This is a genomic window from Maricaulis maris, from assembly GCF_003634045.1.
In the GTDB taxonomy this organism is placed as follows: Bacteria; Pseudomonadota; Alphaproteobacteria; order Caulobacterales; family Maricaulaceae; genus Maricaulis; species Maricaulis maris.
In genome coordinates, this window is the sequence record NZ_RBIM01000008.1 from 100,325 (window position 1) to 113,750 (window position 13,426).

At 62.8% G+C, this 13,426-nt stretch carries 14 protein-coding genes; 8 read left to right on the plus strand and 6 right to left on the minus strand.

Going from position 1 to position 13,426, the window contains the following annotated elements; translation table 11 throughout:
• The 3 genes from C7435_RS15705 to C7435_RS15715 all read right to left on the minus strand — a co-directional run bounded on the left by C7435_RS15705 (position 1) and on the right by C7435_RS15715 (position 2,528).
• Positions 1-762, minus strand: coding sequence for a cupin domain-containing protein (locus tag C7435_RS15705; RefSeq protein WP_121212419.1), 762 nt, complete (start codon positions 760-762; stop codon positions 1-3).
• A gap of 100 nt (positions 763-862) precedes the next feature.
• Entirely contained in the window at positions 863-1,516 is a 654-nt protein-coding gene (locus C7435_RS15710; RefSeq protein WP_121212420.1) for a TetR/AcrR family transcriptional regulator, read from the minus strand.
• A gap of 4 nt (positions 1,517-1,520) precedes the next feature.
• Positions 1,521-2,528, minus strand: coding sequence for an RluA family pseudouridine synthase (locus tag C7435_RS15715; protein WP_121212421.1), 1,008 nt, complete (start codon positions 2,526-2,528; stop codon positions 1,521-1,523).
• Positions 2,529-2,691: 163 nt separating this feature from the next.
• Between C7435_RS15715 and C7435_RS15720 the strand changes: the two genes are divergently transcribed.
• The gene (locus tag C7435_RS15720) at positions 2,692-5,052 is read left to right on the plus strand and encodes a TonB-dependent receptor (RefSeq protein ID WP_121212422.1); all 2,361 of its coding nucleotides are present in this window, start codon (positions 2,692-2,694) and stop codon (positions 5,050-5,052) included.
• A 177-nt stretch (positions 5,053-5,229) separates the two neighbouring features.
• Positions 5,230-6,930 carry an alkaline phosphatase D family protein gene (locus tag C7435_RS15725; protein WP_121212423.1) on the plus strand — a complete coding sequence of 567 codons (1,701 nt, stop codon included), beginning with the start codon at positions 5,230-5,232 and terminating at the stop codon, positions 6,928-6,930.
• Positions 6,931-6,939: 9 nt separating this feature from the next.
• Here C7435_RS15725 and C7435_RS15730 read toward each other — a convergent pair whose 3' ends face one another.
• Positions 6,940-7,302: a winged helix-turn-helix transcriptional regulator gene (locus C7435_RS15730; RefSeq protein WP_121212424.1), complete on the minus strand. Its 363-nt coding sequence runs from the start codon at positions 7,300-7,302 to the stop codon at positions 6,940-6,942.
• A 130-nt stretch (positions 7,303-7,432) separates the two neighbouring features.
• Between C7435_RS15730 and C7435_RS15735 the strand changes: the two genes are divergently transcribed.
• Positions 7,433-8,506 (plus strand): NAD(P)H-dependent flavin oxidoreductase, encoded by a 1,074-nt coding sequence (locus C7435_RS15735; protein WP_121212425.1) that lies wholly within the window; start codon positions 7,433-7,435, stop codon positions 8,504-8,506.
• A 35-nt stretch (positions 8,507-8,541) separates the two neighbouring features.
• Positions 8,542-9,162, plus strand: a complete 621-nt coding sequence (gene gstA / locus C7435_RS15740) for a glutathione transferase GstA (RefSeq protein WP_075191234.1) — start codon at positions 8,542-8,544, stop codon at positions 9,160-9,162.
• Positions 9,163-9,238: 76 nt separating this feature from the next.
• On the opposite strand, the gene C7435_RS15745 is transcribed toward gstA, so the two are convergent.
• Entirely contained in the window at positions 9,239-9,541 is a 303-nt protein-coding gene (locus C7435_RS15745) for a DUF4168 domain-containing protein (protein ID WP_170150513.1), read from the minus strand.
• A 333-nt stretch (positions 9,542-9,874) separates the two neighbouring features.
• Entirely contained in the window at positions 9,875-10,492 is a 618-nt protein-coding gene (folE, locus tag C7435_RS15750) for a GTP cyclohydrolase I FolE (RefSeq protein ID WP_075191236.1), read from the minus strand.
• A gap of 233 nt (positions 10,493-10,725) precedes the next feature.
• Here folE and cysS point away from each other — a divergent pair, with 233 nt between their 5' ends.
• From cysS to yidD, 4 genes are all read left to right on the plus strand, one after another.
• Positions 10,726-12,111, plus strand: coding sequence for a cysteine--tRNA ligase (cysS, locus tag C7435_RS15755; protein ID WP_121212427.1), 1,386 nt, complete (start codon positions 10,726-10,728; stop codon positions 12,109-12,111).
• A 4-nt stretch (positions 12,112-12,115) separates the two neighbouring features.
• Positions 12,116-12,385, plus strand: coding sequence for a hypothetical protein (locus tag C7435_RS15760; protein ID WP_121212428.1), 270 nt, complete (start codon positions 12,116-12,118; stop codon positions 12,383-12,385).
• A 57-nt stretch (positions 12,386-12,442) separates the two neighbouring features.
• A complete protein-coding gene (locus tag C7435_RS15765; protein ID WP_121212429.1) occupies positions 12,443-12,907 on the plus strand; it encodes an iron-sulfur cluster assembly scaffold protein in 465 nt (154 codons plus the stop codon).
• A 148-nt stretch (positions 12,908-13,055) separates the two neighbouring features.
• Entirely contained in the window at positions 13,056-13,424 is a 369-nt protein-coding gene (gene yidD / locus C7435_RS15770) for a membrane protein insertion efficiency factor YidD (RefSeq protein ID WP_075191240.1), read from the plus strand.
• Positions 13,425-13,426: the final 2 nt, after the last annotated feature.

Genomic DNA, 13,426 nt, shown 5'->3' on the forward strand with positions numbered 1-13,426 from the left:
TCAGGCGCCGTCACCGAACATGAAGAGCAGGAATTCCGCCGGTTGGTCGAACGGGTTGAGGAATTCATGGCTCATCCCAGCCGGGATGAGGATCATCTGGCCATCGCCGACTTCCTTGTCGATCCCGTTGATCCGCGCGATCGCACGATTGCCGGTGAAGACGATGAGGGTGGGAAAGTCATTGGTCCGGCTGCGCGGATCAGCATTCACGTGCTGGCCCGGCATGACGTAGCCGAAGCCGCTGCGAAACCCCGGCTGATAGTAGATAATCCCGGCATTGCCGCCATGGACTTCGCGGGTTTCATGTTCACGCCAATTGATGATCTCGGGCGTGCCGCGGGTCCAGAAGTGGAACGTCATCGACAGGATGATCGGGTCAAAGCCGGCGCCCTCCATCAGCTCGATATCCATTGGTGCATAATCGGTCGAAAACGCCTTGCCCATCGCCGTCAACGCCGCCATTTCTCCGCGGTCGACCTTGGCCAGCGTTTCCGCCTCTGCGGTGTAGTAGAATGTCGGGCTGGCGGGCGCGCCCGGCCTGACGGAATAGTCGCCTTCGGCGTGATTGAGCGCGACCGTCCACCAGTCACCGTCGACCAGGACGCCGAACTCGACATCGGCCTGGAAGGTGGGGTCTTCAAGATAGTCAGCGGCAAAGCGCGTCAGGATTTCCCGGGTATCGTCATCCTGCGCCTGGGCGGCCATGGGCAGGGCGAGGCTGCAGGCCAAGCCGATCAGCCCGTTTCGGATCCATTTTGTCATTGTCACAAGTCCCTTTGTTCGTTTCCAGAAAGCCTCCACGCAAATTTAACTAACTAGATAGATAATTATGACGGCGAATTTCACCGCCAATCTGTCCGGTTCACCCCTTGTGTGATGTGATGCCCGAAAGCACCAGATCGCGCAGGTGACGCGTGAAGGGTGCAACTTCGATCTCGAAGTCTGCCATTCCTTGATGCGTCGACAGGGTGGATCGGATGCGGCGGGTGATCGAAAAAAAGATCGCGGCGCCAACAATCGAGAGGTGGAGCATGTGCGGGTCCACCTCGCGGAACCGCCCGGCCGCCCGGCCGGCAAGGTAGAAGCGCCGGGTCGTGTCCATGAAGCCGCGCAGTTTTCGGGCCGGCCCCTCGCGCGTCATGATGTCACCGTCGAGATAGTCACGCAGGATCATGCGCGGGAAGCTCGGCCGACTGATGATCGCGCGGGCAAAGATTTCGATGAAGTCGCCCATGTCGGCCACCGGATCGGCCGGGGCGGCAAGGGCGCTCTCGAGATTGGCCAGTACATCATCAATGATTGTTTCGATGATTGCCGTGTAGAGACCGTCCTTGTCCCCGAAATAATAGCGCACCATCGCCTTGTTGGCCTCGGCGTGTCCGGCGATGTTGTCCAGTGTCGTGGCAGCGAAGCCATGGGCGGAAAACAGGGCCTCCCCCGCCGCCATCAGGCGCGCCTTGGTCGCCTCGGCATTGCGGCGGCGCGGCGGGGTGACGGGTTGGGACGCAGTCGTCATCGTCTCACAGCGTTTCCAGGATCGCTTCCACGCGTTTCATGTCATCGGGAAGATCGGTCTCGAAGCGCAGCGCCTCGCCGGTGACCGGGTGATCAAAGCCCAGGATGGCGGCGTGCAGCGCCTGGCGGCGGAAGGCGCGCAGTGTACCGCTGTCATCGTCATGGTCGAGCAGGCGGCCACGTTTCTGGCCATACATGGGATCGCCCAGAAGCGGGCAGTTAATATGCGCCATATGGACCCGGATCTGGTGGGTGCGACCGGTCTCGAGTCGGCATTCGACCTTGGCCGCCATGCCGGTCCCGACCGCTGCGCCCTCGGCCTGACCGAAGCGTTTCAGCGTGGTGTAGTTCGTGATCGCATGCTTGCCGGCCTCCGAGTTGGGATCGTGCGGCACTTCGAATTTCTTGCGGTCGCGAGAGGAGCGCGCCAGCTGGGTCGCGATGCGGCCGGATTTCGGATTGGGGGCGTTGCGGGTGAAGGCGATATAGGCGCGCTCGACCGTGTGGCGGGCGAACTGGATGCTCAGCCCCTTGTGGGCGGCGTCCGACTTGGCCACCACCATCACGCCGGAGGTTTCCTTGTCGAGGCGATGAACAATGCCGGGTCGTTCAACACCACCAATGCCCGACAGCGATCCCGCGCAATGGTGCAGCAGGCCGTGCACCAGCGTGCCGGACCAATGACCCGCCGCCGGGTGGACCGACAGGCCGGCCGGTTTCAACAATACGATGAGGTCATTGTCTTCGTGCAGGACGTTGAGATCCATCGGTTCCGGCGTCGGTGCATCGGGCCGCGGGGCCGGTATGGCGACGCTGTAGACGCCGCCCGCGATGACCTTGGCCGAGGGGTCGGTCACCGGTGCGCCGCCGAGCAGGACCTGGCCCTCTTCGATCAGGGCTTTCAGGCGCGAGCGGGACAGGTTTTCGGCGCTGGCGGTGAGCCAGCGGTCGAGGCGCTGCCCGGCGTCGTCGTCAGACGCCTCGAAGGCGCGGGTTTCGGCGATTTCCGTCATGCAATGACACTCCCCCAGCTGATGCCGGATTGCAACGCATCGGCTGATTGCTGCAGTGCGTCATCTAGCTGTCACAGCGCTGTGGGCAAAGCGTCATGACCAGCGCATAAGCACGCCGGACCAAGCGCAGTCGAGGGGGCTGCGCGTGTATGAGGATCGTACCATGACATTGAAGTCTCGTCTTTTGGCGGCGGCCGCCATCTCCCTGACGGCCATCGCAGCGCCGACAGCCCTGGCCCAGGACACAGCCGACGAGACCGTCGATGTCATCCGTGTGACCACACAGTTCCGCGAACAATCGCTGGCCGACGTGCCAATCAATGTCACCGCTTTTGACGCCGAGCGCCTTGACGCGCTCGCCATTGCCGATTTCGAAGACCTCGCCGCCTTCACCCCGGGCCTCGTTGTTCAGGAGCAAAGCCCGAACAATACCGGCTACTCGATCCGCGGCATCACCACGGACAGCGGCGAAGCGACGTCAGAAACCCGCGTTGCCGTGTTCCAGGACGGTGTCTCGATCACCCGTTCGCGCGGCTCCTATGTCGAATTGTTCGACATCGAGCGCGTCGAAGTCGCCAAAGGGCCGCAGCCGACCCTGTTCGGGCGCGGCGCCCTGATCGGCGGCATCAATATCATCCAGAACAAGGCCGATGATGAGTTCTCCGCCTCGGTGGAAGTCGGCGCCGGCAATGAAGGCCAGCTTGAAGCGCGCGGCCATGTCAATTTCGCCTTGAGCGAAAATTACGGCCTGCGCTTCGCCGCCGTCAGCCGTGAGCGCGACGGCTATATCGACAATGCGCTCGGCGGTGAGGGCCTGCAGGGTCGCGACACCCAGGCCATGCGCATGGTGTTCTCGGGAGCGCCGACCGAGGCTTTCTCCTTCGACCTGATCGCCAATTACCAGCAGGACACGCCTCCGGGCACCTCCTTCAAATCCGGCACCATCCCGGCACCGGGTGGCGACACCAACCCTTTCACCCCGGCGGCATTGAATACGTTCGGCGGCTTTGAAGGCGGCGCCCCGCTCGGTCTCGACCGCGAAGTGCGCGGTGTGACCTTGTTGGCCGATTACGCGCTCAACGATGCCTGGACACTCAGCTCCATAAGTGGCTGGCGTGACTTCACCTCGGTCGAGATTTTCGATCCGGACGGCACGGCGCTGCCATTCCTGACCATCGCCGAAGACGCGACCGGTGAGCAGTTCAGCCAGGAATTCCGCCTGTCCTACGATAATGGTGGTCGCCTGACGGGCTCACTCGGCGCGCTTTACTTCACCGAAGAAGGCGAGCAGCGCATTCCGATCGGTCTTGATGAGCGCATCGCGCAAGCCATGCTCGCCCCGACCCTGGCGGCCGGTTTCGGCGCGACAGTGGAACAGCTGGAAGGCCTTCTGGCACTCAATGGCTTCCCGGGCGTTGATCTCGACAACCCGCTCGATCCCTTCCCCTATTCGGTGGCCGGCCTGCTGACCCTGGGTCAGTTGATCCCGCTGCGGGACTTCTACCTGGAAGAGGGATCAAACAGCGCCGAGACAACGTCGTGGGATGTTTTCGCTGACGCCTCCTACGCGGTGACGGATCGTCTGACCCTGACCGCCGGTCTGCGTTATACGGCCGAAGACAAGACCTCGGCCGGCTATGGTCGCCCGTTGGCGGGTCCGAATTTTGTGACCTTCGGCGACACGCTCATCACGCCCTATACGCCGAATGGTGCTGAAGTGAGCCAGTCCGGTGACTTTGATGACTTCACCTGGCGTTTCGCTGCGTCCTACGCTCTGACCGACCGGATCAACACCTGGGCCAGCTATGCCCGTGGACGCCGACCGGACGTGATTTCGGTCGACACCAATTCGCCGAGCTATTTCTCCGAAGCGCCGGCGGAAATCGTCGACTCGATCGAGGCCGGGGCCTTCATCACCTTTGATCGTGGCACCGTGTCCGGCTCGGTCTTCTACTCCGAATACGAGAACTTCCAGACCACGCGGTTTGACCCCAACACGATCTCCTTCGTCACCGATAATGCCGGCAATGCCACGCAATACGGTCTCGAATTGCAGGGTGATTTCGATCTGGCGGACACGGCCAACCTGTTTGTGAGCTACGCCTACAACATGGCGACGTTCGACGACACGGACAGCGCCGGCAATGCGTTGGAGCTGGCCGGAAACCGCTTCCGCTATGCACCGGAACACGCGCTGGCATTCGGTCTGAACTGGGACGTCGTGTCGGGCGGTTGGGGTTCGGTCAGCTTCCTGCCGACCTGGTCCTGGCAGTCGAAGATTTACTTCGACAACAATAATAACCGCTTCGGGGGTGTGCTGCAGCAGGAGGCCTATGGCCTGCTCAATGCCCGCCTGCGTTATGAAAGCGCCGACGCGCGTTATCATGCCGAGATCTACGGTTCGAACCTGACCGACGAGGCCTATCTGATTGACGCCGGCAATACCGGTGGGTCCTTCGGCATGCCAACCTACATCGCTGGCGCCCCGCTGCTTTGGGGCGTCCGCATCGGGGCCGATTTTTAGGACCTGAACCGAGAGCACTGACCCGGGCTGGGTGAGGGCAGGGCGCGGTGGACTTTGATGTCCGCCGCGCCTACGTCGTTCAAGTCCATAGTGAAACCATCATGAAAACACGCTAGGCAGGATGGCGATGAACGCGCACAAGCGTTGTCGTGCGTTACATGGGTGAGGGGAAACATCATGACCAAGACCAATCTGACACGCCGGACCGCCCTGATCGGGGCTGCGGGCGCCGGCCTCGCTGTGTCTGCCTGCTCGCAGTCCCCGGATGTTTTCCAACCGGTCGAAAACGGTCATTTCAATCATGGCGTGGCGTCGGGCGATCCGGACCAATCCAGCGTGATGTTGTGGACGGCCCTCACCAATGATGGCGGCGGGTATCGCGGCGTTGAAGTGGCGCGGGATGAGGCTTTCACCGACATTGTTTTCGAGCAGGGCGAAGAGATCACCTATGTGATGATGCAGCCGCTGGGCACGTTGAAAATTCTCGCGACGGGGCTCGAGCCGGGCACCTCCTATTTCTACCGTTTCCGCCTCAACGACCAATACTCGCCGGTCGGCGTCACGCGCACCTTGCCGGAAGGCGCGCTCGATCAATACCGGATTGGCGTCTTCTCCTGTTCCAATTTCCCCGCCGGGCATTTCAACGTCTATCGGGAAGCCGCCGAGAATGGCGAACTCGATCTCGTCGTCCACCTTGGTGACTATCTCTACGAATATGCGCCGGGCCAATACGCCACCGAGAACTCGGACGCCATGAACCGGGTGCCGGTTCCGGCGCATGAAATCGTTTCCTATGAGGATTATGTCGGCCGTCACGCCCAGTACAAATCCGACCCGGATTTGCAGGCGCTGCACGCGGCCGCGCCCTGGATCATCAGCTGGGATGATCACGAGACCGCCAACAACTCCTGGCGCGAGGGTGCCCAGAACCACAATGAGGGTGAGGGCAGCTGGGAAGATCGCCGCAACGCCGCCCTGCGCGCCTGGTATGACTGGCAGCCCGCTCGCGAGCCCGCCGACGATTTGCGCGAACATCGCGGCACGTATGAAATCGGCGATCTGGCGACGCTCTGCCTGCTGGAAAGCCGCCTCACCGCCCGCGATCAGGAAATCGGTCTCGACACCTTCCCGATCCCGTCCGACGCCGACGATACCGATCCGGCCAATCTCGAAGCCGTCGCCGCCTGGAAGCGCGATGTTGTCGGCGCCGAAGACCGTACCCTGCTCGGGGCCGACCAGATCGCTGATATCGGTGCGGCCTGTGCCGCCTCGAAGGCGGCCGGCAAGCCGTGGCGCATCCTGGCCAACCAGGTCATCATGGCACGGGTCAACTTCCCCAATTTTGCCACTGAGATGCCGGGCTGGTTGCGTTGGTGGGCGACGCGGGACAGCGAATTTGCCCGTCAATTCATCATGCGGACCCGCTTCGGCATCCCGTTCAATCTCGACATGTGGGACGGATATTCGGCCGAGCGTGACCGTCTGTACGCGGCCCTGCGCGCGGCCGAGGCCGATATCATCACCATCACCGGCGATGTCCATTCCTTCTGGGCCAATGATCTGGTCGATGGCGAGGGCAATCGGATCGGGACCGAGCTGGTCGGAGCGTCCGTGACCAGCCCGTCACCTTTCTCCGGCTTCAAGGCGCCGGGGGTGGATTACGGGCAGATGATGATCGACGCCAATCCTGATGTCGGCCACTGCAATATGGAAGACCATGGCTATATCCGCCTGACCCTGACCCGGGACGCCGCGGACGCTGAGTTCATCAAGGTCAGCGACATCCTCACGCGTGACTACCGGGCCGGTGTCGAAAGCGCTTGGCGCATCCATCCTGCAGAAGGCGGTGATGTCGCCGCGGCTGAGCGCGTCAGCTAAGCGGCGAGCTCAGTCCGGGCAGGCACCCGCGGTGCGTTTCAGGCGGGTGCCGACATCAACGATGGCCTTGATCACCGGCAGCAGTTCGCGGCCGAGTTCGCTGAGTGTGTAATCGACACTGGGCGGTGATGTCGGCTGTACGGTGCGGATCACCACGCCTTTCGTGCACAATTCCTTGAGCCGGGTCGACAGGACTTTCGCCGAAATTGGCGGAATATCGCTCTCCAGCTCGGAGAAGCGGCGTGGACCAGCGGATAAATGCCAGATGATGTAGGGCGTCCAGCTGCCGCCGAGCAGTTTCATGCATTCATCGACCGGGCAGTGCGTGCCGTCATCAAGGGGCGGTGCCTGGTTGCGGCGGCGTTTGAGCATGCTGACTTCCCGGTAAGCGGCTTACCACCGGGATAGTACAAAATCACGATTACCGAAAGCGACAAGGTTACAATTCGTAAGCAGGCGCCCCACCTGTGCCGTCGATGGCAACGGACAGGAGGACAATCCCGTGCCCCAGACGGACATCCAGCAGCGTATCGGTCTGCGCCACCCGATCATCCAGGGACCATTCGGCGGCGGCCTGTCGACGGTTGAACTGGCAGCCGCGGTCACCGATGCCGGCGGCCTCGGTTCCTTTGGTGCCCATTATCTGGAACCCGACGGGATTGAGGCCCTGGCGGCCCGCTTGCGCGCCGCGACCGCCGGTCCTGTCGCCCTCAATCTGTGGATCTCGGATCATGATCCGGGTGGTGATCCGTTTTCGAGCGAGGCCTTCGACGCGGTCTGGCAGGTCTACCAGCCTTTCTTCGCCGAATACGGTCTTGAACGGCCGGAGCCACAGCCGCGTTATCATCCAAGATTCACCGAGCAGATCGATGCCGTGCTGGAAGCCCGGCCGCGTGTCTTCTCCTTCGTGTTCGGCATTCCCGATCGCGCCGTCCTGGAAGCGTGCCGGCAGCGCGATATTGTCACGCTGGGTGCCGCGACGACGCTGGCGGAAGCCGAAGCGCTTGATGCGGCCGGCGTCGACCTGATCCTGGCGACGGGTTTTGAGGCCGGCGGTCACCGCCCCGCTTTCCTTGAGCCGGCCGAGAAAAATCTGATCGGCACACTGCCCCTGACCCGCCAGATCGCGAGCCGGATCAAGCGTCCGGTGATCGCCGCCGGCGGCATTGCGGACCGGGTCGGGATCGAGGGGGCGATGGCGCTTGGCGCGGGCGCCGCCCAGCTCGGGACGGCTTTTCTTGCCTGTGCCGAGTCCGGCACCAATGATGCCCACCGCGATGTCCTCTTCACCGACCGGGCGCGCCACACCGTGCTCACCCGCGCCTATACCGGCCGGTTGGCGCGCGGCATTCCCAACCGGGTCATCGCCGAGATGGACAAGCGGGCCGGCCAGCTGCCGCCCTTTCCTGTCCAGGCCTGGTTCCTCGGCCATCTCAAACGCGCTGCCATTGCTGCCGGCGATGAGGACTTCGCCTCGCTCTATGCCGGGCAGGGCGCGCCGCTTCTCAAGCATCGCCGGGTCTCCGACCTGATGGCCGATCTCACCACACCGGCAGTGGCCCCTGTCGCTGCCTGACCTTCCCCTTCATCACCAGCAAAAGGACATGTCTGATGAAACTCTATTTCTCCCCCGGCGCCTGCTCGCTCTCCCCCCATATCGCGCTGCGCGAGGCCGGTGTGCCGGTTGAACTCGAGCGGGTCGATCTGGCCAGCGGCAAGATCGTCGCCAGCGGTGCTCGCTTCCGGGACGTCAATCCGAAAGGCTATGTGCCGGCGCTGGATATCGGTGAAGCCCTGCCGCTGACCGAAGGCGCGGCGATCGTCCAGCACATCGCCGACAGCCATCCCGAAGCCGGCCTGGCGCCGGCCGCCGGCACACCGGCGCGGGCCCGCGTCAATGAATGGCTGACTTTCCTGTCATCGGAATTGCACAAGAGCTTCGGCCCGCTGTTTTCACCGGACACCAGCGATGAGGCCAAGCAGGCTGCGATCACCAAGGTGAAGTCGCGCCTCGACATGATCGAGGCGACCCTAGCCGATGGCCGCGACTATCTGACGGGCGCCGACTTCTCGATTGCCGACGCCTATCTCTTCACCCTGGCCAATTGGACCGGTCCGACCAAGATCGGCCTTGCGGACCAGCCAAGGCTGGCAGCCTACCAGGCGCGCGTGGCCGCCCGTCCGGCAGTTCAGGCAGCCTTGAAGGCTGAAGGCCTGCTTGAAGCCGCCTGATCACGGGGCTTCGGCAAAAAAGAGAGGGCCGCAGCGTGGATCACGGTGCGGCCCCTTTTCTTGTCGCGTTGGAACGCTATTGCTGCGTGTCCATTGCTTCGGCGGTCATGCGGATGCGGTTGGCAATGTCCTCATCGCTCTGCGCCGCGTTGGCGATCGAATTATACTGGACGACCGTCAGGCCGGCATCCGTGACAATCTCGGCCATCTGGGCCTGGGCCTGCGTCTGGAGCTGCTGGCGTGTGTCCTCGGTCTCGGCCGCCTCGATCTGCGGGCCGAGATCCTCAACGACGGCATTTATGCCGGTCGCGGCGTGAATGAAGGCGGTCACGTGTTGATCGGTCAGTTCGAACTGTTCCGGGGCTTGGGCGTCGGTCATGTCTGGCTCCTGGCTTAGTGAGGGAGATGCCATCGCGACGGCCAACACGGCAGACGCGAAGGTTGTGATGACAATATTTTGCATGTTGCACATCCCTTTCTTCGATCAGAATTTTCGGATTTCTCAGTATCGCGGCAATAAAGCGCATGAGATGAAGGCGTAACAGACTGAGTGATGGAATCCAGACCTCGCGCTGAATTCGTTATAAAGTCTTCACATTCCGCGTATGATGGTCGTGGTGACTGACTGATATCATTCCTACTATTTCGAATTCGCACAAAAAAGCCCCGAAGCATCGCTTCGGGGCTCGTTCGGTGTCGTCTTCAAAGATGTCTAGGCGCGCTCAAGCAGGCGCATGAAACGGTCCTTGAGATCGCGGTCATTGCGGAATTCGCCGGTGAAGGTGGTGGTGATGGTCGAGACATTGGGATGGTGCACGCCGCGTGTGGTCATGCACTGGTGCTTGGCATCGACCAGCACGGCAACGCCGCGCGGTTCCATCGCCTCGGTCAGGGCGTCGGCGATCTGGGCGGTCATCGTCTCCTGCGTCTGCATGCGCTTGGAGAAGATCTCGACGACGCGGGCAATCTTGGAGATGCCGACCACGGCCTTTGACGGCAGGTAGGCGACATGGGCCACGCCCATGATCGGGGCGAGATGGTGTTCGCAATGGCTCTCGACATCGATATTGGTCAGCATGACCATGTCGTCATAGCCCTGCACGTCCTCGAAAGTCTTGCCGAGCGCCTTGAGCGGATCGGCGCCATAGCCCGAGAACCATTCCTCATAGGCTTTGACCACGCGCTTGGGCGTGTCGAGCAGGCCTTCACGGTCCGGATCATCGCCGGCCCAGGAGATCAGGGTGCGAACAGCGGCTTCCGCCTCTTCGCGGCTCGGCTTGGATTTGATAGCGGCTGCCAACCGGGCAGCGTCAGGGGTCACGGCGTCCATCCTCATGGATCCTTTCGTTCTCGGGTCGGTTCGGCGTATACGTCCAAACCGTAGTGCCGGTTTCCGGATCGAGGATGCAGACGACAGCGATTGGACTGTCGTACCTGTTATCCTCTGCTTTCGCGCTTGCGCACTTGCGGGTATTTAGGCGGTCCGCGCGTGATTTCCAATGATTGGGTCGCATACGGCGCGGAATATTTCAGTATCACACCAGACCAAAGACGGGTTTCCCCATGACTTCGCTCACCCTTTTCGACACGATGGCGCGCCGCAAGCGCGACTTCGAACCGACCGATCCAGGCCGGGTGACGATGTATGTCTGCGGACCGACCGTCTATTCCTACGCCCATATCGGCAATGCCCGTCCGGCGGTCGTCTTCGACACGCTGTTCCGCGTCCTGCGTCGTCTCTACGGCGCCGACCAGGTGATCTATGCCCGCAATATCACCGATGTGGATGACAAGATCATCGAAACGGCGCGCGAAAGCGGCAAGCCGATCGAGGACATCACCACCCATTATGCCGACATCTACCGGGCCGATATGGGCGCGCTGGGCGTCACCCTGCCGACCATCGAACCGCATGCCACCGATCACATCCCCGAGATGATCGGCATGGTGCAGAACCTGGTCTATGGCGGTCATGCCTATGAGGCGGATGGCCATGTCCTGTTCGATGTCGCTTCGTATGAAAAATACGGCCGTCTCTCCAATCGCGATCTCGACGACATGATCGCCGGGGCGCGGGTCGAAGTGGCCAGCTACAAGCGCAATCCGGCTGATTTCGTGTTGTGGAAGCCGGCCAAGGATGACGAGCCGGGTTGGGAGAGCCCGTGGGGTCGCGGTCGTCCGGGCTGGCACCTGGAATGCTCGGCCATGAGCGAGAAACATCTCGGCAAGACGATCGACATTCATGGCGGCGGCACCGATCTGGTCTTCCCGCACCATGAGAACGAGATCGCCCAGTCGGTCTGCGCCCACAAGGGCGCGCCGATGGCCAATTACTGGCTGCACAATGGTTTTCTGACCATGGGCACAGACAAGATGTCGAAATCTCTGGGCAATGTTCAGCTCGTGCACGAGTTGATCAAGGATCATCCCGGTGAAGTGCTGCGCTATGCCCTGCTGACCGCGCATTACCGGGCGCCGCTGACCTGGACGGCAGACCTGCTGGCCAAGACGCGGCGGTCGCTGGACCGCGTCTATGGCGTGCTGCGCCGTCTCGGCGATGTCGAGGCGACACCGGGCGATGTGCCGGCGGCCTTCCTGGAGGCGCTGCATGACGATCTCAACACGCCCAAGGCCCTGTCCGAGCTGTTCCAGCTCGCCGGCAATGCCAACAAGGCGGTCAGCGATGTTGAAAAGGCGCGGGCCAAGGGCGAGCTGCTGGCGGCGGCCAGCCTGTTGGGCCTGGGCCAGTCGGATCCGGATGCCTGGTTCGGCCTGACCGATCTCGATCCGGCCGAACGGGCGAAGATCGACGACCTCATCATCCGTCGCCAGACGGCACGGGAAGGCAAGGATTGGGCGACGGCGGATGCGGTCCGTGACGAGCTCAACGCGCTCAAGGTCCAGGTCGATGACGGGCCGGAAGGCTCGACCTGGCGCAAGCTGGACTAGGACGATGGCACTTAAAGGCTTCAATGTGCTCCTGCAGGTCGAGGATGCCGTGGGTGATTGCTTCGTCACCTACGGCGTCGTCGCTGCGGATGCGGACGCGGCCGGCCGTCTGGCCGAAGGCGCCGCCCAGGCGGAAGGCTTCTGGTCGATCGAGATCGATGATGTCTGGGAACCGGACCCGGACGAGGGCGACGAGCCTTTCGGTGACATCCCGGAAGTGCTCGGCCGCACCGAGCCGACCTATCTCGATGAGGATGATTACGAGGAGGATTGAGGCGCAGGATCGCACCCACTGGCGCGCCGCCGCGTTTCTCCCTAAATTATCCCTGACATGAGCGATGAACTCTACTCCAATGCCGTCTTGCGGCTGGCCGCGGATATTCCGCGCATCGGGCGTCTCGCCCGGCCGCACGCGTCTGCGCGCAAGGTGTCGCGCCTGTGCGGCTCGGAGATCGAGGTCGATATCGCCATGGCCGGCAACCGGGTCGGGGATCTGGCCCTGCGGGTGAAAGCCTGTGCGCTCGGGCAGGCTTCGGCGGCCATTCTCGGCCGCCATGTGATCGGCGCCTCGCACAAGGATCTCGTGATGGCCCGTGACCAGCTTCGGGCGATGCTGAAAGAGGGCAAGCCAGCGCCTCGTGGCCGCTTTGCCGAGCTGGCCCTGCTGGAAAGCGCGCGCGCCTATCCGGCCCGCCACCAGTCGGTGATGCTGGCGTTTGAAGCGGTTGTTGATGCCGCCGCGACCGCGACCCGCGGCCGCGCTGCCACGCCACAAACCACTCCGCTGACTGGCTAGGGCCGTCCGCACCTGCCGCGCCGGCAGGGGGCGGTGGACGGTCCGCAAGCAAACAGACCTCACCCCGTAACTTTACTGCGGTCCGCGAAGCGCGCTTCATGTCCATGGTGGACAGCGCGCACCGCGACGTTAAAAGGCTTGATTCCATATGCGTTCACGCGAACGGAGATGGGGGCTCAACGGCCCGGTTGCCGGCATCATGCTGATCGGGCTTCGTGCCTATCAGCTCAGCCTGTCTCCGGTCTTCTATGCCCTCGGCATCCGCTGCCGGCATGAACCGACCTGCTCGCATTATTCCATGGACGCGATCCGCGCCCAGGGACCCTGGCGCGGTGGTTGGTTGACGCTGGGGCGGCTGGGCCGATGCCGGCCCGGCGGCACTTTCGGTGTCGATCCGGCCCCGCGCGAACGCAACGAAGCGCCCTGGTGGGCGGTCTGGCGATTCAGATCGAAACCGGGTCGTGTGATGGATGACAGGCTTCCGCCGGCGGACCGCGCCGACGACAAGGACATGTGACA

Excerpts from the sequence above, each read along its gene's own strand:
- folE (WP_075191236.1), bottom strand. The coding sequence starts at position 10,492 with ATGGACGCCGTGACCCCTGACGCTGCCCGGTTGGCAGCCGCTATCAAA.
- C7435_RS15745 (WP_170150513.1), bottom strand. The coding sequence starts at position 9,541 with ATGACCGACGCCCAAGCCCCGGAACAGTTCGAACTGACCGATCAACAC.
- gstA (WP_075191234.1), top strand. The coding sequence starts at position 8,542 with ATGAAACTCTATTTCTCCCCCGGCGCCTGCTCGCTCTCCCCCCATATC.
- C7435_RS15730 (WP_121212424.1), bottom strand. The coding sequence starts at position 7,302 with ATGCTCAAACGCCGCCGCAACCAGGCACCGCCCCTTGATGACGGCACG.
- C7435_RS15710 (WP_121212420.1), bottom strand. The coding sequence starts at position 1,516 with ATGACGACTGCGTCCCAACCCGTCACCCCGCCGCGCCGCCGCAATGCC.
- yidD (WP_075191240.1), top strand. The coding sequence starts at position 13,056 with ATGCGTTCACGCGAACGGAGATGGGGGCTCAACGGCCCGGTTGCCGGC.
- cysS (WP_121212427.1), top strand. The coding sequence starts at position 10,726 with ATGACTTCGCTCACCCTTTTCGACACGATGGCGCGCCGCAAGCGCGAC.
- C7435_RS15720 (WP_121212422.1), top strand. The coding sequence starts at position 2,692 with ATGACATTGAAGTCTCGTCTTTTGGCGGCGGCCGCCATCTCCCTGACG.
- C7435_RS15760 (WP_121212428.1), top strand. The coding sequence starts at position 12,116 with ATGGCACTTAAAGGCTTCAATGTGCTCCTGCAGGTCGAGGATGCCGTG.
- C7435_RS15715 (WP_121212421.1), bottom strand. The coding sequence starts at position 2,528 with ATGACGGAAATCGCCGAAACCCGCGCCTTCGAGGCGTCTGACGACGAC.
- C7435_RS15705 (WP_121212419.1), bottom strand. The coding sequence starts at position 762 with ATGACAAAATGGATCCGAAACGGGCTGATCGGCTTGGCCTGCAGCCTC.
- C7435_RS15725 (WP_121212423.1), top strand. The coding sequence starts at position 5,230 with ATGACCAAGACCAATCTGACACGCCGGACCGCCCTGATCGGGGCTGCG.
- C7435_RS15765 (WP_121212429.1), top strand. The coding sequence starts at position 12,443 with ATGAGCGATGAACTCTACTCCAATGCCGTCTTGCGGCTGGCCGCGGAT.